The organism is Nocardia uniformis NBRC 13702, assembly GCF_001613345.1.
GTDB classification, from domain to species: domain Bacteria; phylum Actinomycetota; class Actinomycetes; order Mycobacteriales; family Mycobacteriaceae; genus Nocardia; species Nocardia uniformis.
Genome location: NZ_BDCE01000033.1, coordinates 1 through 24,810, shown reverse-complemented (window position 1 = coordinate 24,810; position 24,810 = coordinate 1). Strand labels below are relative to the sequence as shown.

Annotated in this window: 23 protein-coding genes and 1 pseudogene; 20 read left to right on the top strand and 4 right to left on the bottom strand. The window is 66.4% G+C overall.

What is annotated here, in order from left to right; all coding sequences use genetic code 11:
- Positions 1 to 191: 191 nt before the first annotated feature.
- The 14 genes from rpsM (at position 192) to NU1_RS09050 (ending at position 10,729) form a co-directional block, all read left to right on the top strand.
- On the top strand, positions 192 to 563 hold the full coding sequence (gene rpsM / locus NU1_RS09110; protein ID WP_067519350.1) for a 30S ribosomal protein S13: 372 nt from the start codon (positions 192 to 194) through the stop codon (positions 561 to 563).
- Between the two features lie 9 nt (positions 564 to 572).
- Positions 573 to 986, top strand: a complete 414-nt coding sequence (gene rpsK, locus NU1_RS09105; protein ID WP_067519348.1) for a 30S ribosomal protein S11 — start codon at positions 573 to 575, stop codon at positions 984 to 986.
- A gap of 24 nt (positions 987 to 1,010) precedes the next feature.
- Positions 1,011 to 1,616, top strand: coding sequence for a 30S ribosomal protein S4 (rpsD, locus tag NU1_RS09100; RefSeq protein ID WP_067519346.1), 606 nt, complete (start codon positions 1,011 to 1,013; stop codon positions 1,614 to 1,616).
- Between the two features lie 116 nt (positions 1,617 to 1,732).
- A complete protein-coding gene (locus NU1_RS09095) occupies positions 1,733 to 2,791 on the top strand; it encodes a DNA-directed RNA polymerase subunit alpha (protein WP_067519345.1) in 1,059 nt (352 codons plus the stop codon).
- A gap of 52 nt (positions 2,792 to 2,843) precedes the next feature.
- On the top strand, positions 2,844 to 3,341 hold the full coding sequence (gene rplQ, locus NU1_RS09090; RefSeq protein ID WP_067519343.1) for a 50S ribosomal protein L17: 498 nt from the start codon (positions 2,844 to 2,846) through the stop codon (positions 3,339 to 3,341).
- A 23-nt stretch (positions 3,342 to 3,364) separates the two neighbouring features.
- A complete protein-coding gene (gene truA / locus NU1_RS09085) occupies positions 3,365 to 4,279 on the top strand; it encodes a tRNA pseudouridine(38-40) synthase TruA (protein WP_084521118.1) in 915 nt (304 codons plus the stop codon).
- 30 nt (positions 4,280 to 4,309) lie between these two features.
- On the top strand, positions 4,310 to 4,609 hold the full coding sequence (locus NU1_RS09080; RefSeq protein WP_067519339.1) for a hypothetical protein: 300 nt from the start codon (positions 4,310 to 4,312) through the stop codon (positions 4,607 to 4,609).
- Positions 4,610 to 4,705: 96 nt separating this feature from the next.
- Complete coding sequence (locus NU1_RS09075; RefSeq protein WP_169815027.1) at positions 4,706 to 5,596, top strand: AraC family transcriptional regulator; 891 nt, start codon at positions 4,706 to 4,708, stop codon at positions 5,594 to 5,596.
- 229 nt (positions 5,597 to 5,825) lie between these two features.
- The gene (locus NU1_RS09070) at positions 5,826 to 6,812 is read left to right on the top strand and encodes an AraC family transcriptional regulator (RefSeq protein WP_157552060.1); all 987 of its coding nucleotides are present in this window, start codon (positions 5,826 to 5,828) and stop codon (positions 6,810 to 6,812) included.
- A 106-nt stretch (positions 6,813 to 6,918) separates the two neighbouring features.
- Entirely contained in the window at positions 6,919 to 7,773 is an 855-nt protein-coding gene (locus NU1_RS09065) for a nitrilase-related carbon-nitrogen hydrolase (RefSeq protein ID WP_169815026.1), read from the top strand.
- Between the two features lie 119 nt (positions 7,774 to 7,892).
- A complete protein-coding gene (locus tag NU1_RS44475; RefSeq protein ID WP_443093779.1) occupies positions 7,893 to 8,177 on the top strand; it encodes an LLM class flavin-dependent oxidoreductase in 285 nt (94 codons plus the stop codon).
- 88 nt (positions 8,178 to 8,265) lie between these two features.
- Complete coding sequence (locus tag NU1_RS44470; RefSeq protein WP_443093778.1) at positions 8,266 to 8,583, top strand: LLM class oxidoreductase; 318 nt, start codon at positions 8,266 to 8,268, stop codon at positions 8,581 to 8,583.
- Positions 8,584 to 8,672: 89 nt separating this feature from the next.
- Positions 8,673 to 9,665: an AraC-like ligand-binding domain-containing protein gene (locus NU1_RS09055; protein ID WP_067519332.1), complete on the top strand. Its 993-nt coding sequence runs from the start codon at positions 8,673 to 8,675 to the stop codon at positions 9,663 to 9,665.
- A gap of 89 nt (positions 9,666 to 9,754) precedes the next feature.
- Positions 9,755 to 10,729: a nitrilase-related carbon-nitrogen hydrolase gene (locus tag NU1_RS09050; protein WP_169815025.1), complete on the top strand. Its 975-nt coding sequence runs from the start codon at positions 9,755 to 9,757 to the stop codon at positions 10,727 to 10,729.
- A 51-nt stretch (positions 10,730 to 10,780) separates the two neighbouring features.
- Here NU1_RS09050 and NU1_RS09045 read toward each other — a convergent pair whose 3' ends face one another.
- The gene (locus NU1_RS09045; RefSeq protein ID WP_067519328.1) at positions 10,781 to 11,119 is read right to left on the bottom strand and encodes a metal-sensitive transcriptional regulator; all 339 of its coding nucleotides are present in this window, start codon (positions 11,117 to 11,119) and stop codon (positions 10,781 to 10,783) included.
- A 128-nt stretch (positions 11,120 to 11,247) separates the two neighbouring features.
- On the opposite strand from NU1_RS09045, the gene NU1_RS09040 reads away from it, so the two are divergent.
- The 4 genes and pseudogenes from NU1_RS09040 to NU1_RS09030 all read left to right on the top strand — a co-directional run bounded on the left by NU1_RS09040 (position 11,248) and on the right by NU1_RS09030 (position 14,302).
- On the top strand, positions 11,248 to 12,063 hold the full coding sequence (locus tag NU1_RS09040) for an S-methyl-5'-thioadenosine phosphorylase (RefSeq protein WP_067519326.1): 816 nt from the start codon (positions 11,248 to 11,250) through the stop codon (positions 12,061 to 12,063).
- Between the two features lie 181 nt (positions 12,064 to 12,244).
- Positions 12,245 to 12,508: pseudogene (locus NU1_RS44465) on the top strand (NAD-dependent epimerase/dehydratase family protein); the annotation flags it as partial.
- A 405-nt stretch (positions 12,509 to 12,913) separates the two neighbouring features.
- Complete coding sequence (locus NU1_RS44460; RefSeq protein ID WP_157552068.1) at positions 12,914 to 13,711, top strand: NAD-dependent epimerase/dehydratase family protein; 798 nt, start codon at positions 12,914 to 12,916, stop codon at positions 13,709 to 13,711.
- Positions 13,712 to 13,741: 30 nt separating this feature from the next.
- The gene (locus NU1_RS09030; RefSeq protein ID WP_067519323.1) at positions 13,742 to 14,302 is read left to right on the top strand and encodes an NADPH-dependent FMN reductase; all 561 of its coding nucleotides are present in this window, start codon (positions 13,742 to 13,744) and stop codon (positions 14,300 to 14,302) included.
- Here NU1_RS09030 and eccE read toward each other — a convergent pair.
- Positions 14,290 to 15,945, bottom strand: coding sequence for a type VII secretion protein EccE (eccE, locus tag NU1_RS09025; protein WP_245720017.1), 1,656 nt, complete (start codon positions 15,943 to 15,945; stop codon positions 14,290 to 14,292). The two genes, NU1_RS09030 and eccE, sit on opposite strands and share 13 nt — an antisense overlap.
- A gap of 147 nt (positions 15,946 to 16,092) precedes the next feature.
- Between eccE and eccB the strand changes: the two genes are divergently transcribed.
- Positions 16,093 to 17,574, top strand: a complete 1,482-nt coding sequence (gene eccB, locus NU1_RS09020; protein WP_067519321.1) for a type VII secretion protein EccB — start codon at positions 16,093 to 16,095, stop codon at positions 17,572 to 17,574.
- A 140-nt stretch (positions 17,575 to 17,714) separates the two neighbouring features.
- On the opposite strand, the gene mycP is transcribed toward eccB, so the two are convergent.
- Together mycP and eccD are read right to left on the bottom strand one after the other, a co-directional pair.
- A complete protein-coding gene (mycP, locus tag NU1_RS09015; protein WP_067519319.1) occupies positions 17,715 to 19,127 on the bottom strand; it encodes a type VII secretion-associated serine protease mycosin in 1,413 nt (470 codons plus the stop codon).
- 13 nt (positions 19,128 to 19,140) lie between these two features.
- Positions 19,141 to 20,601 (bottom strand): type VII secretion integral membrane protein EccD, encoded by a 1,461-nt coding sequence (eccD, locus tag NU1_RS09010; protein ID WP_067519317.1) that lies wholly within the window; start codon positions 20,599 to 20,601, stop codon positions 19,141 to 19,143.
- Positions 20,602 to 20,773: 172 nt separating this feature from the next.
- Between eccD and eccCa the strand changes: the two genes are divergently transcribed.
- Positions 20,774 to 24,799: a type VII secretion protein EccCa gene (gene eccCa, locus NU1_RS09005; protein WP_067519316.1), complete on the top strand. Its 4,026-nt coding sequence runs from the start codon at positions 20,774 to 20,776 to the stop codon at positions 24,797 to 24,799.
- Positions 24,800 to 24,810 lie beyond the last annotated feature (11 nt).

Here is a 24,810-nt window from a genome sequence, read left to right as displayed (position 1 = left end):
AGCCGCACGCAGCACCGCCAAGCACCGAACGCGGTTCGGATTGGCAACACAGAAGACCTCCCAGCGCCAGTCGCTATCGACGAGTCCCGTAAGGGGGCGGATAGCGACTCACCCCCGGTTCGGAGGCCGGGGCCCCATACGAGGGGACGGACAGGGAGCAGACCTCCGCAACAATTAAGGAACCCGCCAATATGGCACGTCTGATGGGCGTCGACCTCCCGCGTGAAAAGCGCATGGAGATCGCGCTGACCTACATCTTCGGCATCGGCCGGACCCGCTCCAAGGAGATCCTGGCAGCCACCGGCGTCAACGCCGACCTGCGCTCGAAGGACCTCGGCGACGAAGATCTGACCAAGCTGCGCGATTTCATCGAGCAGTCGGACCTCAAGGTCGAGGGTGACCTGCGCCGCGAGGTGCAGGCCGATATTCGTCGCAAGATCGAGATCGGCTGCTACCAGGGCATCCGCCACCGTCGTGGCCTGCCCGTACGCGGCCAGCGGACGAAGACCAACGCCCGCACGCGCAAGGGTCCGAAGAAGACCGTCGCCGGCAAGAAGAAGTAGGGATAGCGCATGCCTCCGAAGAGCCGGGCCGCTGGCCCGAAGAAGACTCAGAAGTCGCGTCGCCGGGAAAAGAAGAACGTTCCCCACGGCCACGCACACATCAAGAGCACGTTCAACAACACGATCGTGTCCATCACCGATCCGACGGGCAACGTCATCTCCTGGGCGTCCTCGGGTCACGTCGGCTTCAAGGGTTCGCGTAAGTCGACCCCGTTCGCCGCGCAGCTCGCTGCCGAGAACGCCGCGCGTAAGGCGCAGGAGCACGGCGTCAAGAAGGTCGACGTCTTCGTGAAGGGCCCGGGTTCGGGCCGCGAGACCGCGATCCGTTCCCTCCAGGCCGCTGGCCTCGAGGTCGGCACGATCTCCGATGTCACTCCGCAGCCGCACAACGGCTGCCGTCCGCCCAAGCGGCGTCGCGTCTAAGCGGGAAGGAAAAGGTACAGAACAATGGCTCGTTATACAGGCCCCATTACCCGCAAGTCGCGTCGTCTGCGTGTCGACCTCGTTGGAGGCGACCAGGCGTTCGAGCGTCGTCCTTACCCGCCCGGCCAGCACGGCCGCGCGCGGATCAAGGAATCCGAGTACCTCATGCAGCTGCAGGAGAAGCAGAAGGCTCGCTTCTCCTACGGCGTCATGGAGAAGCAGTTCCGCCGCTACTACGCGGAGGCCAACCGTCAGACCGGTAAGACCGGCGACAACCTGCTTCGTCTGCTCGAGACCCGTCTCGACAACGTCGTGTACCGCGCCGGTCTGGCCCGTACCCGTCGTGCGGCTCGCCAGCTGGTCAGCCACGGTCACTTCATCGTGAACGGCCAGAAGGTCGACGTCCCCAGCTTCCAGGTTTCTCAGTACGACATCATCGATGTCAAGGAGAAGTCGCTGGGCATGCTGCCGTTCCAGGTCGCGCGTGAGACCGTCGGCGATCGTCCGATCCCGGGCTGGCTGCAGGTTGTGCCGGGCCGTCTGCGGATCCTGGTGCACCAGCTCCCCGAGCGTGCGCAGATCGATGTTCCGCTGCAGGAACAGCTGATCGTCGAGTTCTACTCGAAGTAAGCGGTTCACGCCGCTGTCGGTAGGAGGTCGCCGTGCTGTATTCAGTTCAGAACCGCGGCCTCCTGCAATCCAAGTCGTGAGCATCAAATGGTGGGTGCTCTGAAGGAGGAAAGTCCATGCTGATTTCACAGCGACCGACGCTGACCGAAGAGGTCGTGTCCGAGAACCGGTCGCGGTTCACCATCGAACCGCTGGAGCCGGGTTTCGGTTACACCCTCGGCAACTCGCTGCGCCGCACGCTGCTGTCCTCGATCCCGGGTGCCGCTGTTACCAGCATCCGCATCGATGGCGTGCTGCACGAGTTCACCACCGTCCCGGGTGTGAAGGAAGACGTCACCGACGTCATCTTGAACCTCAAGGGCCTGGTCGTGTCGTCCGAAGAGGACGAGCCGGTCACCATGTACGTCCGCAAGCAGGGCCCGGGCACCGTCACCGCCGGTGACATCGTCCCCCCGGCCGGCGTGACCGTGCACAACCCGGACATGCACATCGCCACCCTGAACGACAAGGGCAAGCTGGAGATCGAGCTCGTTGTCGAGCGCGGTCGCGGCTATGTCCCGGCCGTGCAGAACAAGGCTTCGGGTGCCGAGATCGGCCGGATTCCGGTCGACTCGATCTACTCGCCGGTTCTGAAGGTGACCTACAAGGTCGAGGCGACTCGTGTCGAGCAGCGCACCGACTTCGACCGGCTCATCCTGGATGTCGAGACCAAGAACTCGATCTCCGCGCGGGATGCGCTGGCGTCGGCGGGTAAGACTCTGGTCGAGCTGTTCGGTCTGGCTCGTGAGCTCAATGTCGAGGCGGAGGGCATCGAGATCGGCCCCAGCCCGGCGGAGGCGGATCACATCGCGTCCTTCGGTCTGCCGATCGAGGATCTGGATCTGACCGTGCGGTCCTACAACTGCCTCAAGCGCGAGGGTGTGCACACCGTCGGCGAGCTGGTTGCCCGCACCGAGTCGGATCTGCTGGACATTCGCAACTTCGGGCAGAAGTCCATCGATGAGGTGAAGGTCAAGCTGCATTCGCTGGGCCTGTCCCTCAAGGACAGCCCGGCTTCCTTCGATCCGTCCAGCGTCGTCGGCTACGACGCCGCCAGCGGCACTTGGAGCGATAGCGGCTCGTTCAGCGACACCGACAGCGGCGAGCAGGACTACGCCGAGACCGAACAGCTTTAGGCCGTACGGGGTTGGCGCCCCGAATCGGTCTTAGACACAGGAGATTCCCACAATGCCCAAGCCCAAGAAGGGTGCCCGCTTCGGCGGGTCGGCGTCGCACCAGAAGGCGATCTTCGCCAACCTGGCGACGGCGCTCTTCGAGCACGGTCGGATCACGACCACCGAGTCCAAGGCCAAGGCGCTGCGCCCGTACGCCGAGAAGCTTGTCACCAAGGCGAAGGGCGGCACCCTTGCCGACCGTCGCGAGGTGATGAAGGTGATCCGCAACAAGGACGTCGTCCACTCCCTTTTCGCGGAGATCGGCCCGTCGTTCGATGGTCGTGAGGGTGGCTACACCCGCATCATCAAGACCATCCCCCGCAAGGGTGACAATGCGCCGATGGCGATCATCGAGCTGGTTCGCGAGAAGACCGTGACCAACGAGGCCGATCGTGCCCGCCGCGTTGCCGCTTCGCAGAAGCCGGCCGAGGCCAAGGTCGAGGAGAAGGCCGACGAGGCTGTCGCCGAGGCTCCGGCCGAGGACGCCGCGGAGGAGAAGAAGGACGCCTGATTTCAGGCTTCCTCTCCGAATCCATGAGAGAGCCCGCCGTCCCCTCCGGGTCGGCGGGCTTTTTTCATATTAACCAGGAGATCGCTGTGAGTGTGGAGGATGCGGCCCCGCAACCCATTGCGGTTCGGGTACGACTGGACATCAGCTACGACGGCACCGACTTCACCGGGTGGGCCCGGCAGCCCGGGCTGCGCACCGTGCAGGGCGTGCTCGAGGAGTCGCTGAGCAAGGTGCTGCGTGAGCCCATCGCGCTGACCGTCGCCGGGCGTACCGATGCCGGTGTGCATGCCGAGGGGCAGGTCGCGCACTTCGATACGCACGCCGAGGTGGATGGACCGAGACTGGTGCACCGCCTGGCGCGGTTTCTGCCGAAAGACGTGCGGGTCAAGCAAGTTCGCTCCGCCCCGCCCGAATTCGATGCGCGATTCTCGGCGATTCGCCGTCACTACGCCTATCGGCTCACCACTGCGCCGTACGGGGCGGAGCCCCTGCAAGCGCGCGGTGTTGTGCCCTGCCGGTCCGGCGTCGATCTCGACGCCATGCGCATCGCCTCCCGAAAACTGTTGGGGTTACACGATTTCGCCGCCTTCTGTCGTCGCCGCGAGGGTGCGACGACGGTGCGTGAACTACAGCGCTTCGACTGGGAGCGCGAGGGTGATCTGCTCACCGCCTACGTCAGTGCCGATGCCTTCTGCTGGTCCATGGTTCGCAGCCTGGTCGGTGCGATTCTCGCGGTGGGGGAGGGGCGTCGTACCCCGGAGTGGGTGGCCGGACTGCTCGACGAGCGCGAGCGCGCCAGTGCGGTAACCGTCGCTCCCGCACATGGTTTGAGTCTTATCGCGGTCGACTATCCGGCCGATTCGGAACTGGCCGCTCGCAATCTGCAGACCCGTGAGATGCGGACCGTGCCGAGTCCCGAAGGTTGTTGTGGCAGTTGATATTCGTATCCGATGGATGAGGAGTAGTTCGTGCTGCATGCCGTTCTGTACGCCATTCCGGTGATCATCTATCTGATCGTCGGGGTGGTCGTCGTCTACGTGACCCTGCGCCGCACCGTCGATATGCCCGCGGCCACCCGGCGGGCCGAGATCTGGCGTGCCTACGGGGTACTGCTCATTCCGGTGCTGGTGGGGCCGATTCTCATCGGTGGTATCAGCGGTGGCAATTTCCTGCTGTTCATAATCAGTGAATTGGTTCTGGCCGCAGCGGTTTTGACTGCGGCCGCGGTTACCGCTCGCAGAGCGACAACGGTGCGAGGGGAACTGTAGGGCGCGATCATGTGCGTGCCGAGTATTCGCCAGGTCGAGATTCGATCGAGTGCGGAGCTATCGCCGACTGAGGCGTTCGAGCGCTGGGAAGCGCATATGAGCGAAACGTACTTCCCCCTTGCCGTTTCGCCGTCGGACCCGGACGAGTTCCACGGGTGGATCAGTCATGGGAGCTACAGCGGGGTCGAACTGTCCGCGGTCGGCTCGACATCGCAGCGGGTGCGGCGCACCGATCGGGCGATCGCGGATGCCGAGGACGAACATCTGCTGGCGGGCATTTTCGTCAAGGGGCACGGGCGCCTGCATGTGGGCGATCAGGTCGCCGCGCTCGGCCCGGGCATGATGGTGCTCTACAGCAGTGGTCGCAAGTACCACTGGGACCTCGACGGGGACTGGCAGAAGGCCGTCGTGCAGATTCCGCTCGACCGGTTGCGTGACCACAGCGGGCTCACCCTCGATGATGTGCCGACCGTCCTCGCACTACCGGGTACCAGCGCCACCGGCGTGGTGTCGCGATTCTTCTGCGGGCTGGCCGATCTGCAGCGCACCGATCCGGAGCAGGCGGCCGTACTGGCCTCCCCGGCAATGGATCTGCTGGTCTCGGCGGTAACCCTCGCCGCCGGTAGCGCGCCGCCGACCCCAGATGCCTTTGTGCGCGAGCAGGTGCTGGACTACATGCGCGCGCACTGCGCCGATCCGGGTCTCACTGTCCATCGAATAGCAGAGGGCTGCATGATGTCTCGGCGCACGCTGTACCGGGTCTTCGACGACTTCGAGGGCGGCCCCGCGGCGGTGCTGCGGCGAATGCGCGTGGAGCGCGCGTGTGAACTGCTCGCGCGTACGACGCTGTCGATCGCGGCCGTGGCCAATGCTGCCGGATTCCTGACCGACCGGCACTTCTATCGGGCGTTCCGGACCGAGCGGGGTATGACTCCGGCCGCGTTCCGGGTGACCGATACCGTCCCGTTCGGACGTCGACCGGACTGAAAAGCGTCCTCTGGTATCGGAGGTGCGGGACCGTCGGGGTGCGTCGCGGGCAATCGGACGTGCGCGAAAGCGGAAGCAGTTGCCATCAGTTTTCGGCCTATGTCGGAAATGCCTCGAATGTCGTTATTGCGCCCGATGCCTACCGAACACGGGTGCGAAGCTGCGAGCGAACTCATAGCGTCGGACCGATTCGTGGGAGTTGACGGCCACTCGGTGGGAAGATACCGGTGTGGGCCAACCGATTGCCGCCACCGCCGAGGTCGTATCGACCTCGGACGTTTCGCCGCGCCAGGCGTTCGAGCAGTGGGAGGCGATTGTCGCCGACACTGTGGTTCCGGCGATGGTCGAGCCGCCGGTGACGGGGCACTGGCAGGGGAAGGTGTCCTACAGCCAGTTCGATCGGTCGAGCGTGACCCTGATGCGGGCCAGCGCGCAGCGGGTGGCGCGGTCGCGACGACAGGTCGAGGCGTCCGGCGAGGAGTACTTCCTCGTGAATTTCGTCGTGGACGGCGTCAACTGGACTGATCAGAAGGGCCGTCGCGCGCAAACCGATTCCGGATCGGTGGCCTTCTTCGAAAGTGGTCGCCCGATCACCAGCGTGACCACCGACAATGCGCTATCGGTAATCGTCCGGACCCCGATGGACCAGGTGCTCGAGCATTCCGGGCTGGCCCGGGACGATCTGCCCATCGCCACCGCCATGCCGACCACGGGCGCGCTCGGGGTGGTGACCGGATTCTTCCGCGGGCTGGCCGAACTGGCGCCAGCGGAAAGCGCGCGGGCCGCAAGCGTTCTCGGTGCCCAATGCGTAGAGATGGTGGCGTCGGCGGTACTGCTGGCGACGGGGGAGAATTCGCCCGCGCCCACGGATTCGGTATTCACGCGGCGGCAGGTGCTCGCCTATCTGCGCAGTCGGTTCACCGATCCGGACCTCACCATGGACGAGGTCGCACACGCCTGTCTGGTGTCGCGTCGCACCCTCTATCGGGTGTGCGCCGGATTCGGCGGGCCCGCCGCGCTGGTGCGGCGCATGCGGATCGAGCACGCGCGCAAACTGTTGCGCTCCGATCCCACTCGTCCGCTGTCGGCCATCGCGTTTTCCTCCGGCTTCGGCACCGAACGACATTTCTACCGGGCATTTCGCGAGGAAACCGGAATGACTCCGGGCGAATTCCGGTCTGGGCTGGATATTCGAAACCCAGCGGCTCCACAGTGATCGGCACGCACCGTCCCTAACCCGGCACGAGATGTCGGTGTGCCTCGGCACTCACCTGGCGAAGGGTGATGGCACCGTCAACAACGGTGTGGCGAGGGGAGGCGAGGTGCTTTCGAAAGTGCGTATCGCGGCGGTGCAGGCCGAGCCGCGGTGGCTGGACCTGCGAGCCGGTGTGGAACAGGTAGTTGAACTGATCGCGGAGGCGGCCGCCGGTGGAGCACGACTGGTCGCTTTTCCGGAGACCTTCCTGCCCGGCTATCCCTGGTGGCTGTGGCTCGACTCGGTCAGTTGGGGGCCCGGATTCTTCGCCCGCTACCGAACCAATTCGATGATTGTGGGCCGCGCTGAGTTCCAGCGCATTACCGACGCCGCCCGGCGCAATCGGATTCACGTGGTGCTGGGGTTCAGTGAACGCAGCGGCACGGCGCTGTACATGTCACAGGCGCTGATCGACGATCGCGGAACCGTGATCGGCATTCGGCGGAAACCGGAGCAGACCGCGCTGGAGGCCACGGTATTCCGCGGCGGCGATCGGGCGCAGCCGTATGTGTTCCGCACCGATATCGGTCGGATCGGTGTGCACGGCGGCTCCGAACAACTGCGGCTTCCCGCGCGACAGGACCTCCAACGCGCCGGGGCACAGATTCACGTGGTGTCCTGGCCCGGATTCATTGTCGCCAAGGATGTGCGCTGGGGCGTGCGGGTGAATACCGCCGCCACGCTCTGGTACGCGGTAGTGGGCCGCATGTTCGTGGTCGCGCCGTGCGCGGTGATGGATGTCGCGGGCAGTGAGAAGCGACGCGGATCGGAGCCGACACGGCGTCTGGTACGTGGGCCCGGTGGACATACCCGGATCTACGCGCCCGGTGGGCAAGAACTGGCCGCGCCCCTATCCGGCGGGACGGAGGGCATTCTCTACGCGGAGCTGGAACTCGATCTCTCCGCGGAGAACGCGGCATGAGGGTGGCGGGTGGGAGTGGGACAGATTGGGACAGCACATGAATGGTGCTGAGTGAAATACTCTCGGGTGGAATAAGGCTGGGTGGAATACGGGCGAGCGCAAGCGGGTTCGGTTCGGATATGACACAGCTTGGACGATTCGGAGTATGGCGCGGCTATGGCGAGTTCACTCCGGATGGTGCGCATGAACTCGAGGAATTGGGTTACGGCACGTTATGGCTGGGTGGTTCCCCCGGCGCGGAGCTACCCAATGTAGAAGATTTGCTCGCGGCCACCACCAGCCTCACCGTGGCGACCAGCATCGTGAACGTCTGGGCGTCCCCGGCGAAGGAAGTAGCGGAATCGTTCCACCGCATCGACTCTCGCTATCCGGGTCGTTTCCTGCTCGGTATCGGCGGCCGGTGACCGTACCGCCGGGGCGCTGCCGTATCTGGTCACCCCGGACCACACCCGCGAAGCCCGGGGCGTTCTCGGCCCGGATCGGTTGCTCGCGGTGGAGCACAAGGTGGTTCTCGACGCCGATCCGGTACGCGCTCGGGCCACCGCGCGACCGGGGGTGGAGTTCTATCTGGGTCTGCGGAACTATGTCGCGACGCTGCGGCGTCTCGGTTTCGATGACGCCGATCTGGTCGCGCCGGGTAGTGATCGGTTCTATGACGGCGTGGTGGCGCACGGTGCCGCGGAAGCCGTTGTGGAACAGCTCATTCACCACATAACAGCCGGTGCCGACCATGTGGCATTGCAGATTCTCGGTGATGATTCGTTGCCGACGCTGCGTGCGCTCGCGCCCCTTCTGTGGGAAAAGCCGTGAACGGAAGTGGATCGCAAGAGCGGCCGTTAGGCGAGAAGTCGGGGATCTGACAGACTTCTCCGCAATCATCGAAGTACATACGGTGCAAGGTGAGTGCGGAATTGGAGCGGTCAGCGCTCGATCGGATCGAGCTGCAATCCGGCGCCGATGGTTCGGCGGCGGAGGTTTTCGAACAGTGGGATGCACGACTCAGTGAGAGTTATGTGCCGCTCGCTTCTACGCCGCTGCCCGCTGAAGATTTCCGTGGATGGATCACCCTGGGGCACTACGACGATGTGGATATGTCCACCATCGGATCGACGCCACAGGAGGTGCGTCGCACCAACGGATTGATAGCGCGCGCGAATGATGAATATCTACTCGCGACCATTCAGCTCCGGGGGCGTGGGCGACTGCATCAGGACGGTCGGGTTGCCGAGGTAGGGCCGGGCACGATGGTGTTCTACGACAGCACCCGGCCCTATCGCTGGGAAATTCCCGATGAGTGGGAAATGGCGGTCGTGCAGGCGCCGCTGAGTCGGCTCCGGGAACTCACCGGCCTCGCTGATGAGGAACTGCCTACGGCGACCGCGATTTCCCGCGACAGTCCCGCTGGAGTGGTAGCGCGCTACTTCCGGGAACTGACCGAATTGCAGAACCGCGCACCCGAGCAGGTGTCGTTGCTGGCGGTTCCCGCCCTGGATCTGCTGGCGTCCGCCATCACTCTCGCGGCGGCGAATCGAATCCCGGAACAGTCCTCCGACGCGCTGGCCCGGCAACGCGTCCTGGACTATATGCGTGTTCGCTGCACCGATCCGGGCCTCACTGTGGATCGAATAGCTGACGGCTGTCTGATGTCTCGACGCACCCTCTACCGGGTGTTCGATGATTTCGAGGAGGGTCCGGCGGCGGTATTGCGGCGAATGCGGGTCGAAAACGCCTGTGAAATGCTGGGTCGAGACCCTATGCTTCCCATATCGCTGGTTGCCTCGGCCTCGGGTTTCCTCACCGAACGGCATTTCTATCGGGCCTTCCGGCTTGAAAAGGGCACTACACCAGCAGCATTCCGTGTCGTTGGGGCCACTGGCACGGACGGTCGGTAAGTCGGCACGGATAGGCATTGCGTAACAAGGCTCCAGGCAAAAGGATTGCATTCAGACAGGGGGTTGCTGTCGTTGCCGAGGGAGAGAAAGTGCGGGTTGCTGTAGTTCAAGCAGAGCCGAAATGGCAATTGCGTGCCGGAATCGAACAGGTTGTCGAATCCATCGGGGCGGCTGCCGCCGCGGGGGCGGATCTCATCGCATTCCCCGAAGCATTCGTACCCGGCTATCCGTGGTGGGTATCGGCCGATGGGCGCGGTGCCGCGGAATCCGCCGCGCACTACCGGGCCAACGCGATGACTCGTGACGGCGCGGAAATGCGCGCTGTTGCCGCGGCCGCGCGTGAGCATCGATTACACGTGGTGCTCGGATTCGTCGAGCGTAGTGACCGCCGCGTTTTTATGACGCAGGCTGTGATCGACGATAGCGGTGTGGTGCTGTCGCTGCGGCGTAAACCCGGGCTCAACAGTCAGGAGCGGCGCGTATTCAGTGCGGGCACACCGGGATTGCCCACTGTCCATCGCAGCCGTATCGGACGTTTGGGCGCGTTGTCCGGGCAGGAGAATGTGCGGCCGCTGTTCACTCGCGCCATGCGCGCCGACGGTCAGCAGATTCATATTGCCGCCTGGCCGGGGTTTCTGGCCGCCGGTGGTGAGGCCGGGATCGCGGCCCCGACCACGGCGAGCCGCCTGTACGCGATCGAAGGCGGGGCATTCGTCCTCGCGCCGTGCGCGGTGGTGGGGGCCACCGGTCTGCCGGTGCTCGGGATAGGCGCGCGAATGGGGCGCGGGGGCGGATTCGCGCGCATCTTCGGCTCGGACGGAGCCGAATTGGCGACGCCGCTCGCCGAGGATGAAGAGGGCTTCCTCTACGCCGACCTGAATCTCGGTGTATCGCAGATTGATCCGACCGACCAGCTGATCAGGGAATCATTGCGGCCCGATCGGCCGATTGTGGAGCGGACCGAAGAGGTGTCGGTGCGCCGACACCGCGCGGGGCGGGATGTGGCGGCGGCTGTAGCGCCGGAACGTGGACGGATGCGGCTCGTCGGTCGCGAGAGCGCCTGACGTGTCCGGCAGGGCTCGATGCGAATCCTGCCGTAACGACCGGAATGCTGTTCAGGAACGAACCAGGCGCGCGATGGCGTCGGTGGCTTCCTTGATCTTGGCCTCGGCCTCGGGGCCGCCCTTGACGGCGGCGTCCACGACGCAGTGGCTGATGTGATCCTCGAGCAGGCCCATGGCGACGGCCTGGAGGGCCTTGGTCATCGCCGAGACCTGGGTGAGTATGTCGATGCAGTACTTCTCCTCCTCGACCATGCGTTGCAGGCCGCGAGACTGGCCCTCGATGCGGCGCAGGCGCTTGAGGTAGTCGTCCTTGGCGGTGATGTAGCCGTGGGTGCTGTGGTCGTGGCAGGACTCCGCCGCATCCGTCGTGGTGGTCTTGTCGTCGGCCATCGATGCCCTCGTTCCCGGCCGCGTCGGCCCTCGCCCATTAATACCCCCCTAGGGTACACCGGTGCCTCCGGGCTCACCACCCGTGCCCTGCCACCGGCGCTCGTGCGCGGGTACGCGAGAATCGGGGCATGAGTTCGGATCCTCGGGCCACGCTGGCCATTATCGGTGGCAGTGGGTTCTACGACTTCTTCGGCGACGACGCGATCACGGTGGAGTCGCAGACCCCGTTCGGCGCGCCCAGTGCGCCGATCACCATCGGCGAGGTGGCGGGGCGGGCGGTGGCGTTCCTGCCGCGGCACGGGCGCAAGCACGAGTATTCCCCGCACACCGTGCCGTACCGCGCCAATATGTGGGCGCTGCGCTCGCTCGGTGTGCGGCGCATCCTCGGGCCGTGCGCGGTCGGCAGTCTGCGCGCCGATTGGGGCCCGGGCACCGTGGCCGTCCCCGATCAGCTGGTGGACCGCACCTCCGGTCGCGACCAGACCTTTTTCGACGCCGGCGGCGTGCATGTCGCCTTCGCCGACCCGTACTGCGAGCAACTGCGCACCGCCGCCATCTCCGCCGCGGTGCCGGAGCTTCCGCTCAAGGATTTCGGCACCATGGTCGTGGTCCAGGGACCGCGCTTCTCCACTCGCGCGGAGAGCCGCTGGTTCGCCGGACAGGGGTGGGAACTGGTCAATATGACGGGCCATCCGGAGGCTGTGCTCGCCCGTGAACTCGAAATGTGCTACAGCGCAATTGCTCTCGTTACCGATCTGGATGCCGGTCTGGAATCCGGCGAGGGCGTGAGCGCCGCGAACGTTTTCGCCGAGTTCGAGCGAAATCTGGTGCCTTTCAAGGCCCTCGTCCGTGGTGCCGTGGCCGCCGTCGACGGTGACGACACCTGCGACCGCTGCCGGGTGCACTCCGGTACCGGTGTGACACTGCCGTTCGAACTGCCGTAGCGCGCTGCACGATTCGTTAGGGGCCGTCTGACTTATTGGTCGAGCCGGGCTGTTGCTGTCGGCGGCGGCGAAACACGTCATCCCGCGATGGAGTTCTGGACCCGACGCGGGGCGGCTTGCCGGAGCGCTGCTCATCATTCGTCCCCTGTTCACCCGGACGCGGACGCTTAGGCTGGACGCTATGAGCGCGGGTGGAGTGCGGGCCGAGCGGTCGCGGGTGTTGTTGACCGGTGCGGCCGGGTATATCGGGGCCCATGTGCATCGGGCACTGCGGGCGGCCGGGCATGAGGTGATCGCGATCGACCTTATGGCGGAGCCGGTGCATGGGGCGGATGCGTCACCGCCGCAGGGGGTTTCGGTCGTCGATATTCGTGACGCGGGTGCGCTCGAACAGTTGCTGCGCGGTGTCGACGTGGTCTGCCATCTCGCCGCGGCCGTGCCCGCGCCCGGGCTTGCGGAACTCGGCAGGCGCGATGAGAAGGTGGTCGAGCAGGAAGGTGCGCTGCGGTCGGACGGGCAAGGCGCGGGAGCGGAAGATCGGGCGGCCCAGGACACCACCGATCCCGAATCGCAGCCGATTGTCCGCCGAGCGGACGGTCAGGAGGGGGCGAGTCGATCGGGTGGGCGGAATGTGTCACCTGTCGGACCGGCGCCCCACGGGGTCGCGCATCATTGTGAAGGAGTTGCCGGAGAGCAGGATTCGGCCGAGGTATCGGGGCGACCCGGTGCTGAGCGTCGCGACGAGAGCCACGGTGCGGGTGGTTGCGGCCGGGGGGAGGGCGGGACGGAGCGTCCGGTCGCAGGGGTGCGGGTAACCCGGTCGGAATGGGCCGGAGTGTCCGCGCCGGGGATGCAGAGCGCACCGGTCTTCGTGGCGCACAACGATGTCGGGACAGCGCTACTGCTGGCGGCCATGGAGCGGGCCCGGGTGCGGCGATTGGTGCTGGCCTCGTCGGTGGTGGTTTACGGCGAGGGTCGGTATCGCGGCGTGCGTGGTGGGGTGTTCTTTCCGGTGATGCGGCGGCGCCGGGATCTGGATCGGGCGATGTTCGACCATCGGGCGCCCCGCACCGGGGAGGTATTGACCTGGGAGCCGATCGGGGAGGACGCCCCGCTCCGGCCTCGAAGCGCGTATGCGGCAAGCAAAGCGGCGCAGGAGAACTACGCGATGGCGTGGGCGGCCAATGCGGGAGGGTCGGCGACCGTGCTGCGGTATCACCACGTGTACGGCGATCCGGCGGGCGGTGCCGTGCGTACGGCGGAATCCGGTGTGGCGGCCAAGTTTCGAGCCGAACTGCTGGCCGGTCGCGCGCCGCACATTCTCGAAGACGGTGGACAGGTGCGCGATTTCGTACACGTCCGCGATATCGCCGCCGCGACGGTGGCTGCCGTCGAGCGGGCCCTACCCGGATTCGTCCCGCTCAATATCGCCTCCGGACGCCCCATCACCGTCTGGGAGGTCGCCTCCATCATGTCCAAGGCCCTCGCCGGTCCGGAGCCCATAGTCACCGGCCAATACCGCCTCACCGACGTCCGTCACCTGGTGGCCGACCCCGAACGCGCCCGCCACGCCCTGAATTTCACCCCCCGAATTCTCCCCGCCCAGGGCCTGGCCGCGTACGCCACCAGCACCGCCGACCGCCGCTGATACCGCTGACCGCTGGGTTAGGCTCGCGCCATGGATGATCCGCTGCGGCTCGAGGTGATGGTGGCCAGTACGCGACCGGGGCGGTTCGCGCCGGTGGTGGCGGAGTGGTTCCTGCGGGTGGCGGGGGCGGATGCGCGGTTCGATATCGGGGTTATCGATCTCGCCGATACGCCCTTGCCGGTGGATCTGACCGAGACCGCGGTGGTGGCGGCCTATCGGGAGCGGGTGGCGGCGGCGGACGCTTTCGTGGCGATAACGTCGGAGTACAACCATGGGTACCCGGCCTCGTTGAAGACCGCACTCGATACCGCGAAGCGGGAATGGCGGGGCAAGCCAATCGGATTCGTCAGCTACGGCGGACTGTCGGGTGGGTTGCGCGCCGTCGAGCAGTTGCGGCAGGTGGTGGCGGAGATTCATATGGTCTCGGTGCGCGAGACCGTCAGCTTTCACGAGGCCAAGCGGAAATTCGATACCGCGGGGGAGACACAGGACGGTGCGGCCGTCGATGCCGCCGACCGGTTGTTGCGTCAATTGGCTTGGTGGGGACGCACATTGCGGGCGGCCCGGGCCGCTGATCCCTATCCCGGCTGACGCGTCAGCGCGTGCGCCCCGCGCGGGCGGCCGATATAGGTGGCCTCGCTGGGGATGGTGACCAGCGTGAGTTCCACCCGGGTGGTGCCGGTGCGCAGCGTGATTCGGTTGCCGGAAGCGCCGGGTTGCCGAATGGACAGGTCGGGGCGGGAGCCGGGCCAGCCGAGTGGATCGCCGGTCAGGTAGAGGGTGGTGATGCCCGCGTGCGGTGCGGGCGCCAGTACGCCGTCGACGACGGTGGCCGTGAAATCGGCGTCGGACTGGTGGGTTTCGGCGGCAATGGTGAGGCGCTCCGGATTGCCGATGGTGGTGGCGAGGTGCTCCCAGGCGTGCGGGCGATCGGTGCGAATGAGTACGCGTTCGCCGACGGCCAGCGCACGGAAGACCAGCTGCTGCGCCAACCACAGCTCCCCGGCCACGTACACGCTCGAAATGCCCTGGCCGACAAGGCGAACCGCCACACCGCTACCATCGGCATCGGAGCCGAGGAGCTGCCCGCAGCCCGCGGACGGCAATTGCAGTGCGCCGATGGCTTCGATGGGGAATTCGTCGGTTGGCACCGTGGCATCGACGACGGGTGTGGCCAGCGGCAGCTGCGCGAGCAGGCCATCGCGGTGGCGGCCGTTCATGGAGATCATCCGCCGCTGTAATGGCTCCTGCGGCAGCTCCCGCATGGTGAGCCGCCAGGCGGCACCGACCCGCACCGTCTCCGCCGATCGCCCGGGTCGCAGTCGTACCGCCACCGTGGTGCCACGCGTCGGTGGCACCCACAGTCGCGCCAGTACCTCGGAGCCGAGCCGCTTCGGATCCACCGCCGCACCGATATTCACGCCATTGCCGACCTCGACGCCGCCCCACCGCTGGGTCAGTTCGCGTGGATCGATTCCGCCGGTGATCTGTGCCGCCGCCTGCCGGGTCTCCGGTGTGGTGAGAATGCGCGCCGCACAGTCGGCATCGTCGAGGGTGCGCACAATGCGCTCGGTAGCGATGGTCACCACCCGGCACGCTCCGTCGAGTCCGCCGCCGCGGCGCGCCACCGCATCCGGGCAGCGCCGCGCGTCGAACGCGATGGCCAACCACACCGTGCGGTGCGCCGTCGCGGGCAGCGGTCCCAGTAGTTTCTCGTAGCTGGCTCCGGCGGGTGTGCCGGAGCGGCTGCGGTATCCGTGCGAGATGATGTCGATTCCGGCCAGCAGTATGTCGTGCTGTTCGAGGCAGTGCGCGAGTTCCGACAGCGGCAGCAGATGCGAGGCCCGCACGGTATCGGAGGAGAGCCGGGTCAGTCCGCCCTTGGGCGGCAGCGCCTCCACCACCGCGACCACGCGGCTGCCGTCGCGGTACAGGCCGATGGTGCGGCCGTCGGCGGCGGGAAAGTCGAGGGTATCGCCGAGGCCGTAGTCGCGATTGCGGCGATACCGCCACCAGGTCCCGATCCAAGACGAAACTGGACGTTTGCCTAATGCGGTGAGTAGTAGCAACCCGGTCACCACGCCGATCGTCAGCGCTGCCCACCCCGGCGCGTCGGCCGCCCATGCGGCAAGTCCGAGCAGTGCGCCCACCAGCTGTGCGGCCACCAGGCTCGGCAGCGTGATCCATCCGAAGAGCGGGCGCGCTGCGGCCCCGCCGAATGCGGCCATCGTCATCCCCAACTACCGAAAGTGGGCCCGCCGCCCCGAGGTGATCGAGATAGCGTGGCCGAGTGTGCAGGTATAACCAGGTGCGATAGGAATCGGCTTTCACGGGAACTGTACTGTTTCGCACGAACTCGATGACTGGTCGGGGGAGTTTTCATGCCTTCAAAACCCACTACGCGTTGGCAGGTGAGCGGTTACCGCTTCCTGGTCCGCCGTATGGAACACGCTCTGGTGCGCCGGGATGTGCGAATGCTGCACGACCCGATGCGCTCACAGACGCGCGCGTTTACGGTCGGACTGGTCCTCGCGCTGGTGATCCTGGCTGGTTGCGGAGTATTAGCTCTCTTGCGTCCGCAGGACAAAATGGGCGGCAGCAAAATCCTCATCGGCAAGGACACCGGAGCCGTCTACGTGGTCATCGACGGCACGGTGCATCCGGCGCTGAATCTGGCGTCGGCGAGACTGGCGGCGGGGGAGGCCGCGAAACCGGCCACGGTGAAGGAAACCGAGCTGGCCAAGAAACCGCGCGGCCAGCTCATCGGTATTCCGGGCGCACCCGCCTCACTGAACTTCGACGACAGCGGTCGTGGTCGCACCTGGACGGTCTGCGATGCGCTGTCCAATGACGGCAGCCGCGAACTCACCACGTCGGTCCTCGCCGGTGCTCCGGAATTGGGAGAGAAAGCCTCCGCGTTGGGGTCCGGCGAAGCGCTGCTCGTCCAGGGCCGCGATGCCACCTTCCTGGTCTACGACAATCAGCGCGCCCGCGTGGATACCGACGATCGTGCGGTGGCAGATGCCCTCGAGATTCGCGGCCTGATCCCGCGCCCGATCAGCGCGGGCCTGCTCAATGCCATCCCCGAGGTGCTGCCGATCGTGCCGCCACCCATCGCGGACGTGGGTGGCGTGCCCGGCTATCCGCTGGGAGATCACCGCATCGGCGATGTGGTGCAGGTGCGCACCGACGATAAGTACTACGTGGTGCTGGCCGACGGCCTGCAACCCGTTTCGCAGCTGACCGCCGACATTATTCGCAACACCTACCGGTCGACTTCCACCGAGACGGTTATCGCCCAGGCCGACCGCACCGCCGCCCCGGTCTCCTCGGCCCTGCCGGTGTCGAAATATCCCGCGACCGCCCCGACTATTGTCGACGGCAAGGACCAGCCCGTGGATTGCCTGTCCTGGCAACCGATTCCGGTCGCCAAGGATAAATCCGACGGCAGTATGCGGGCCGAACTGACCGTCCTCACCGGCCACACCGTTCCGATCCCGAACAATGCCCGCCTGGTGCCCTCGGCCCAGGCCGACGGCTCCGGCCCGAATGAGGACTACTTCTATATGAAGCCCGGCGCGGGCGCCTACGTCCAGGCCACCGGTATCGAGCCCGATAGCCAGCGCCGTGACAGTCTCTTCTACATCTCCGATTTCGGTGTGCGCTACGGCATTTCGAGCTTGGAGGCAGCGAAGGCCCTCGGTATGGACGCGGAGCGGGTGCAGCCCGAACCCGCGCCCTGGCCGATCATCGGCCTGCTCGCACCCGGACCGGCCCTGAGCCGGGAAGCGGCCATGGTCGCCCACGACGGTGTCGCCCCGGACCCGAATCCGGCGAAAGAGCCGGTGCGGAGCCAGAACTGAGCGCTGGTCCCCTTCGTGGTGTCGTCACGCGGGGATGACGGGGTGGTGTGTGGAGTGGCGGGGTGGTGTTGTGACGGGGCGGGGTGATGGGGTGCGGTGCGGGGTCGCGGGGTGGTTTCGCGGTCCGTGTACGCCCGGCCTCAGTGATCGTCGCGCATGCCCAGCTTGCGGCGCAGCGGGAATGACGCCAGCCAACCCAGCGCCAGCAGCAGGCCGATCACCCCGGTGCCGATGAGCGCCACATTGCGGGCGGTGTGGTCGGGTGGCGGCGGGGGAGTGGGAATGGGCAGTTGCTCGCTCACGGCGGCGCTGGGGCTCTTCGGGGGCAACAGGTTCGGGACCTCGGCGGTCAGGGCGGCGACGGGATCGACCGCGCCGTAGCCGATGTAGGGGTTCCAGCCCTCGGCCGGGGCATGGGCGGTGGCCTCGATACGTTCGATGACGTCCTGGGCGCTCAGTTCCGGGAAGCGGGCGCGGACGAGTGCTGCTACTCCGGCGACGTAGGGGGCGGCGAAGCTGGTGCCGCTGTAGGGGACCCGCTGTCCCTGTTTGGTGAACTTCGCGGTGGTCAGGCCCGAGTCACGTGGGTCGAGCGAGATGATGTTCTCGCCCGGTGCGGCCACCCCGACCCAGGGGCCGGGGACAGTGAATTCCGAAGGCCGGCCGAAGGAATCGACGGAGCCGACGGACAGTACGTAGTCGTCCCAGAGCGCCGGGGCCACGTAGGAGACGACGTTGTCCCAGAGGTCGCGGTTGGGGTGCAGCGGGTCCAGACCGGGATTGCTCGCCTGACAGGAATCGGTATTGCCCGCCGAGGCGACGATCACGGCATCCTTCACCGTGGCCGCGTACTGCACTGCCGCACCGAGCATTCCGAATTCACGGCTCTCGGGTCTGGTGGTGGGGCAGGCCACCAGGGAAATATTGATGACGCGGGCTCCGGCGTCGGCGGCCCGGCGGACGGCCGAGGCCAGGGCGGAGATCTTGCCGTAGCCGTCGGGCATATCGTCGGGGCCCTTATCGTGGCCCGCGCCCTTGGCCTGGTACTGGGAGCTGGTCTGGCGGATGGTCATGATCCGCGCCTCCGGTGCCACCCCGGCGAAACCCTGACCGTTCACCCGGCTGGCGGCAATGAGCCCGGCGACCAGGGTGCCGTGCGCATCGCAATCCTCGGTGCCGTCACCACCGGCCGCCACATAGTCGCCGTCGGGGATGAGCCCGGGCAGCCGTGGGTGGTGGGCCACACCGGTGTCGATAACCGCAACCAATTGTCCTGCGCCCCGGGAGAACTGCCACGCGTGCTCCAGATCGAGGGAACGCTGCGCCGGTGGAATGGTCGGGCCGTCACCGCCGGTCTGGGTGCTGATACACGGTGCGTTAGCGGGATGTTCGGTTTCGGTGGGCGGTGCCGCGGGGCCACCGGCGGGCAGCAGGCCGGGATCCACGACGGGCGGCCGTTCGGCGTATGCGGTTCCGGTGCCGAGCGAAACACTCAATGCCATCACCGAAGTCGCCGCCACCAGGCGGAGGGTTCGAAAGGCATTGCGAGGCATATCGAAACTCGAATCAGAGGCCGCGAACGAGTGCGAAGAGCGCGGTCACCCAGAACACCAGCGGGATCACCGCCGCGACGAACGCGTACTCCAGCAGTTCCATCGCGCGTCGCATGGGCGGGGTGGCCTGATGGTTGGGAACGATCATCCCGAGCACCAGGGCGATCACCAGAATGAGTACGGCGGCACCGAAGACGGCGAGTGGCTGGTGCCGGGTGAATGCCGCGCCCACCAGCAATGACAGCACAATGGCCGCGCCGCCGACGAGGAGTATGACCGCCTGCTCCGCGCCCGCGTAGGTGCGGCTGCGGAACATGAGCACGGCCGCGCACACCAGTGCCAGCGCCAGACCGGGCCAGTAGCTGCTGTCGCTGGTCGGATCGGTGGCCGTGAGCGCACCGGCGGCGGTGACGAGGGCGGTCGCGGCCACCAGTCCGGCCAGGTACTTTCGCGCCCGCTCCGATTTGGCGCGGAGCGCGTCGAGGGATGGGAGCGCGCGATGGTCGTCGGGGTCGTCCTCGGTCGGGTCGATCGGCGTGCCGGGGGCCGGTACCGGGGGCAGCGGCAGCTTGGCCAGCAGCATGGACAACCGCGGGGCGAGGGACAGGCCGACCAGACCGAGTCCGGCCACGCCCGCGCCGATAGCCCGCATCGGGAGGTCGGTGAGCAGTCCGATCAGCGTCGCCGGCACCGCATAGGCGGCCACCGTGGTGACGCCGATGAACAGTCCGGGGCCGACGCCCGATACCCGCCAGGCCAGGATGGCGGTGGCACCGGTCAGCGCCGCGCCGAGCAGCAGATTCGGCCAGCCGTAGTGATCGGGCACGAAGAGCATGCCCGCACTGAATGCCGCCGGTAGCGCGCAGCCGCCGAGCACCAGCGCCGAATCGATATCGCGGTACATCCGGCTGAGTACCATGCCCGCCGCGACCAGCAGTACGGCGACGAACAGCGCCACCGCGCCGCTGACCCAGCCCGGTACCGCATCGGGCGCGGCGAGCAGCCCGAGACAGCCGATCCCCATGGTGAGCACCGCGAGAATCGACCCGGTCAGGCGCGCGGTGCGCGGCGTCCACCCGCGATAGTGGTCGGCGTCGGCAATGGCGACGTTGTACATGATGTCGTCGAACAATGGTGTGGGAGCGGTGTGTTCGGCGCTCTCCAACATGAGCAGCTCACCGTCGCGCACCCCGTGTTCGGCGAGGCTGAGCGAGTTGGCGAGGGGCGGTTCGCCGATGCGGGCGAGTACCCACTCGTGGGGTTCGAAGTCCTCATCGTCATGGTCGAAGTCATTGGTGCGATTGTGCTGCGCGACCATGTCGACAACGCTGGGAATGACGAGTGCGACCGGCACATCGAGCGGAATGGCCATATCGACCTGGGTATGTTTGGCCAGGATGGTGACACGCGCGAGGTCGGGCGCGCGGACGGTTCCGCGAGCGTCGTCGATCTGATCCATTCGCGCATTGGTCACGACGGGAGCCAACTTTCGGTTTCACCCTCTTTTCGGCGAACACGCCGATTCATCGGCGACGCCGTGATGTGCAGAATTGCTGACCGCAGCGTACGGCATATCGGATGCTGGTCGTACACTGAGGCCCGCACTCCAAGGCTGGTCACAACCTTAATGGGGGTTGGCGAAAAGAATGAGCACCGTCCGGTTTCAGCGCCGCCCGCGCCGGGAGATTCCGCGTTCTCCCGGTGGTGAGGTGACATTGCAATCGCCGCCGGAAATCCCCCGGAACATACCGGCCAATTTGTTCACCAAACTCATGCCGGTCGTCATGGTGGTCGGCATGCTCGGCATGGTCGTCCTGCTGTTCACCTCGGGCAGCGGTATCGCGTCCAATCCGATGGCCCTGATGTTCCCGATGATGATGGTGGTCTCCATGGTCGGCATGTACGCCGGTCAGGGTGGCAAGGGCCAGAAGTCGGCCGAGGCGGACGAGGATCGCAAGGACTACCTGCGCTACCTGGACCAGGTGCGCAAGGATGTCGGCGAAACCGCCGCCCAGCAGCGCGCCGCGGTCCAGTGGAGCCATCCCGAGCCGGGCCTGATCTGGATGTTGGCCGGCACCACCCGCATGTGGGAGCGCCGGGCGGGGGATAAGGATTTCTGCCATGCCCGTATCGGCCTGGGCAGTCAGCGGCTGGCGACCCGACTGGTCGCGCCGGAGACCGGGCCGGTGGAGGAATTGGAGCCCATTGCCGCGGTCTCGTTGCGACGCTTCGTGCGTACCCACTCCACCGTGCCGGATCTGCCGACCGCCATTGCCGTCAAGGGTTTCGCCAGTGTGCAGTTGGGCGGCGACCGTGCCGAGGCCCGCGATATGACGCGCTCGATGTTATTGCAGCTGGCCATGTTCCAGGGACCGGACCAGGTGCTGGTCGCCGTCGTCTGTGGTCCCGATACCGCCCGTGAATGGGAGTGGGTGAAGTGGCTGCCGCATACCCAGCACCCGGAGGCGCGCGACGGCGTGGGCGCGGAACGGATGGTGTACGGGTCGATTCGCCAGGCGCACGCGAGTCTGTATCCCCTGCTGCACAACCGAGTTCGATACTCGCGCAATCAGCCGCCGGATCCGAATCTGGTGCAGCTGGTGATCGTGGTCGACGGGGGGCTGCTGGAAGCCGAAGAGGATCCCTTGCGGGAGACCGGTTTCGAGGGTGTCACCGTGATCGACCTGTGCAATTACGCGCCCCGCCTGGCCGCCTCGCGTGGCATCCAGATGGTGGTGGAGAACGGTGAGTGCTCCGGTCGCGGGGCGGCCGGAACCATGGAGCGCTTCGCGCTGATCGACCGGATTACCGCCAGGGAAGCGGAGCGGGCGGCGCGGCGGCTGGCCCCCTATCGGCCCGTGGTCCAGCGCGGTGGTGAACAGGCGGGTGAAGAGGGCGAGGTCATCTCGTCGTGGGCGCAACTGCTGGGACTCGGCGATATCGGCGGCTTCAATCCGGAGCAGGCATGGAAGCCTCGCTATGGGCGGGAACGACTGCGGGTGCCATTCGGTGTGGGGGCCGACGGGTTGCCGGTGGTGCTCGATATCAAAGAGGCGGCCGAAGCTGGAATGGGGCCGCATGGTTTGTGCATTGGCGCGACCGGATCGGGCAAATCGGAATTTCTTCGCACGCTGGTACTTTCGCTGATTGCTACCCATTCACCAGATCAGTTGAATTTTGTGCTGGTCGACTTCAAGGGCGGCGCGACATTCCTCGGATTGGAGGGGGTCGCACACGTCGCGGCCATCATTACCAATCTGGAGGAGGAGGCCGATCTGGTCGACCGTATGCGCGATGCGCTGGCCGGTGAAATGAATCGTCGGCAGGAAGTATTGCGTGCCGCGGGCAATTTCGCCAATGTGTCCGAATATGAGAAGGCGCGGGCCGCCGGGGCGGATCTCGATCCCATGCCCGCGCTGTTCGTGGTACTCGACGAATTCTCCGAACTGCTCTCACAGCACCCGGATTTCGCGGAGCTCTTCACCATGATCGGTCGATTGGGCCGGTCCCTGCACGTGCATCTGCTGTTGGCCTCGCAGCGGCTGGAGGAGGGGCGGCTCAAGGGGCTGGAGAGTCACCTGTCCTATCGGATCGGTTTGAAGACCTTCTCCGCCAATGAATCCCGACAGGTCCTGGGGGTGCCGGACGCTTACAACCTGCCCAATAATCCCGGGGGCGGTTACCTGAAGTCCGACTCCGGGGAGATTGTGCGCTTCCAATCGGCGTATGTGTCCGGGCCGTATGCGGGCGTCGGTTCGCACCGTGAGTCCACCGTCGGCGGACCGTCCACAGCGGTGGACACCACCGCGCGCCCGTTCACCGCCACCCACGTCGATTTCCGTGCCATCGACCATATTCCGGCTCCGCCCGAACCGGTGATCGATGAGCCCGCGCCGGATGCCGAACAGATCTCCAATCTGCAGATGCTGGTCTCCCGGGTGCGCGGGCAGGGCCGCGCCGCGCACGAGATCTGGCTGCCGCCGCTCGATGAGCCGCCGACCCTGGATCAGCTTATTCCGCGCTCGCTGCTGACCGGCGACTACAGCGAGGTGGCGACGCTGCGGGCACCCATCGGCATTGTGGACCGGCCCTACGATCAGCGCCGCGATCCCATGGTGATGGACCTGTCCGGTTCACGCGGCCACGTGGCGGTGGTCGGCGGCCCGCAATCGGGGAAGTCCACGGCGATTCGCTCACTGGTGATGGCGATGTCGTTGACGCACACCGCCGAACAGGTGCAGTTCTACTGTTTGGACTTCGGTGGCGGCACCCTGATCGGGCTCGAAGGGCTGCCGCATGTGGGTGCGGTGGCCAGCCGCCTCGATGCGGACAAGGTGCGCCGCACCATCGCGGAGATGGTGACCATAGTGCGACAGCGCGAGGCCAGCTTCCGGCAGCTCGGCATCGAATCCATGACCGAGTTCCGGCGCGTTCGCGCCATGGATCCGTCGGCGAGCCCCGCCGCGACCGGTGCGCACTCCGATCCCTTCGGCGATGTCTTCCTCGTCATCGACGGCTACGGCACCTTCCGGCAGGAGTTCGAGGCGCTCGAGCAAACCGTCATGAATCTGGCGGGGCAAGGACTTTCCTACGGCGTGCACGTGGTGATCACCCTGGCGCGCTGGCCCGAGGCCCGTCCCGCCCTGAAGGATCAGATCGGCACCCGCATCGAATTGCGGCTGGGCGATCCGATGGACTCCGACCTCGGCCGCAAATTCGCTGCCCTGGTACCCATGGGGCGTCCGGGTCGCGGTATGACGCCCGACTGCCTGCATATGCTCACCGCGCTGCCGCGCATCGACGGCGTCGCCGATCCGGTGACGCTGGGAACCGGTGTGGCGGAAGCGGTTGCGACGATCGCCCAGCACACGCCCGGCCGCCCCGCGCCACGAGTGCGCATGCTGCCGGACCGGCTGCCCGTCGATGCGTTGCTCCGGATGGCCGACAATTGGCCCGCCGCAACGGATCCGGCGGAGAAGTGCCTGCGCTTCCCGATCGGCATCAATGAATCCGAGCTGGCCCCCGTGTACGCGGACTTCAACGCCAGCCCGCACTTCCTGATCGTCGGTGACTCGGAATGCGGTAAGACCACGCTGCTGCGCGCCCTCGTGCAGCACATCTGCGCGGCCAATACGCCCGATCAGGCGCGCATCATCATGGGCGACTACCGCCGCACCATGCTCGGCATCATTCCGCAGGGATATCAGGCCGGATACGGTTCCACCGCACCACAATTCACTCAGAATATGGCCGACCTGGCAGCCTATGTCACCCAGCGCATGCCCGGCCCCGATGTCACCCCGCAGCAGCTCAGGGACCGCTCCTGGTGGAGCGGCCCCGAACTGTATGTCATCGTCGACGACTACGACCTGGTCGCCACCTCCGCGGGCAACCCCCTGCACGCCCTCGTCGACCACCTGGCCCACGCCCGCGACCTCGGTTTCCACCTGATCATCGCCCGCCGCTCCGGCGGGGCGGGCCGCGCCATGTACGAGGCCACCCTCAACCGTATGAAGGAACTCAATTCTGCCGCCTTGATCATGAGCTGCAGCCGAGACGAGGGTGTGTTGATGGGTTCTGTGCGTCCGTCGCCACAACCTCCGGGCCGTGGGACCTATGTGACTCGCGGCAGTGAAGAGCTTGTTCAGCTCGGTTGGCTTTCGGCTGTGTAGGTTTCGGGCTT

Excerpts from the sequence above, each read along its gene's own strand:
- NU1_RS09045 (WP_067519328.1), bottom strand. The coding sequence starts at position 11,119 with ATGGCCGACGACAAGACCACCACGACGGATGCGGCGGAGTCCTGCCAC.
- NU1_RS09095 (WP_067519345.1), top strand. The coding sequence starts at position 1,733 with ATGCTGATTTCACAGCGACCGACGCTGACCGAAGAGGTCGTGTCCGAG.
- eccE (WP_245720017.1), bottom strand. The coding sequence starts at position 15,945 with ATGACGATGGCCGCATTCGGCGGGGCCGCAGCGCGCCCGCTCTTCGGA.
- truA (WP_084521118.1), top strand. The coding sequence starts at position 3,365 with ATGAGAGAGCCCGCCGTCCCCTCCGGGTCGGCGGGCTTTTTTCATATT.
- NU1_RS09030 (WP_067519323.1), top strand. The coding sequence starts at position 13,742 with ATGGATGATCCGCTGCGGCTCGAGGTGATGGTGGCCAGTACGCGACCG.
- mycP (WP_067519319.1), bottom strand. The coding sequence starts at position 19,127 with ATGCCTCGCAATGCCTTTCGAACCCTCCGCCTGGTGGCGGCGACTTCG.
- NU1_RS44460 (WP_157552068.1), top strand. The coding sequence starts at position 12,914 with ATGCAGAGCGCACCGGTCTTCGTGGCGCACAACGATGTCGGGACAGCG.
- rpsK (WP_067519348.1), top strand. The coding sequence starts at position 573 with ATGCCTCCGAAGAGCCGGGCCGCTGGCCCGAAGAAGACTCAGAAGTCG.
- rpsD (WP_067519346.1), top strand. The coding sequence starts at position 1,011 with ATGGCTCGTTATACAGGCCCCATTACCCGCAAGTCGCGTCGTCTGCGT.
- eccB (WP_067519321.1), top strand. The coding sequence starts at position 16,093 with ATGCCTTCAAAACCCACTACGCGTTGGCAGGTGAGCGGTTACCGCTTC.
- NU1_RS09040 (WP_067519326.1), top strand. The coding sequence starts at position 11,248 with ATGAGTTCGGATCCTCGGGCCACGCTGGCCATTATCGGTGGCAGTGGG.
- NU1_RS44475 (WP_443093779.1), top strand. The coding sequence starts at position 7,893 with ATGACACAGCTTGGACGATTCGGAGTATGGCGCGGCTATGGCGAGTTC.
- rpsM (WP_067519350.1), top strand. The coding sequence starts at position 192 with ATGGCACGTCTGATGGGCGTCGACCTCCCGCGTGAAAAGCGCATGGAG.
- eccCa (WP_067519316.1), top strand. The coding sequence starts at position 20,774 with ATGAGCACCGTCCGGTTTCAGCGCCGCCCGCGCCGGGAGATTCCGCGT.
- NU1_RS09075 (WP_169815027.1), top strand. The coding sequence starts at position 4,706 with ATGAGCGAAACGTACTTCCCCCTTGCCGTTTCGCCGTCGGACCCGGAC.
- rplQ (WP_067519343.1), top strand. The coding sequence starts at position 2,844 with ATGCCCAAGCCCAAGAAGGGTGCCCGCTTCGGCGGGTCGGCGTCGCAC.